The 565-nt window shown below is 73.1% G+C and carries 1 protein-coding gene; it reads left to right on the forward strand.

Translation table 11 applies throughout. The annotated features are described in order from the left end of the window. Positions 1 to 52 precede the first annotated feature (52 nt). Positions 53 to 565, forward strand: a 513-nt coding sequence (locus LPA54_RS35725) for an ABC transporter permease (protein WP_228984723.1), incomplete at its 3' end; no start/stop codon positions are given.

Here is a 565-nt window from a genome sequence, read left to right on the forward strand (position 1 = left end):
GGGACAGCGGGTCCGACGCCCGCGCGCTCGACAGCCTCGGGGAGGGACTGCGATGACCCGGACCGACATCCCGCCGGACGTCACCGGCACGAAACCGGCGGCGCACCCGTCCGTGGGGCGGACGTGGCACACCGTGCGGCCCTACGCGCTGCTGTGGCGGCGCGAGATGACACGGCTGCGGCACAACCCCCTGCGCCTCGTCATGGGCCTGGTCACGCCGCTGCTCTTCCTGGTCGTGCTGGGCACGGGCCTGGAGGCGGCGTCGTCCACCCTCGGCAAGGCCCAGCTGAACGACTACCGGGCCTACCTGTTCCCGGGCGCCCTGGTGATGTCCGTGCAGGCCCCGGCCATCGCCGTGGGCATCTCGCTCGTCTGGGACCGCCGGCTCGGCATGCTGCGCCAGATGCTCGTCTCCCCGTTCCCGCGGTCGAGCATCGTCCTCGGCCTCGCGCTCGGCGGAGCCACCACGGGTGCCGTCTACGGCCTCGCCCTGCTCGCGGTCGGAGGCATCGCGGGCGTCCGGTACACGCCGATGCTGCTGGTCGTCCTCGTCGAACTGCTGCTG

This window comes from Streptomyces sp. DH12 (assembly GCF_020873895.1).
Classification (GTDB): Bacteria; Actinomycetota; Actinomycetes; order Streptomycetales; family Streptomycetaceae; genus Streptomyces.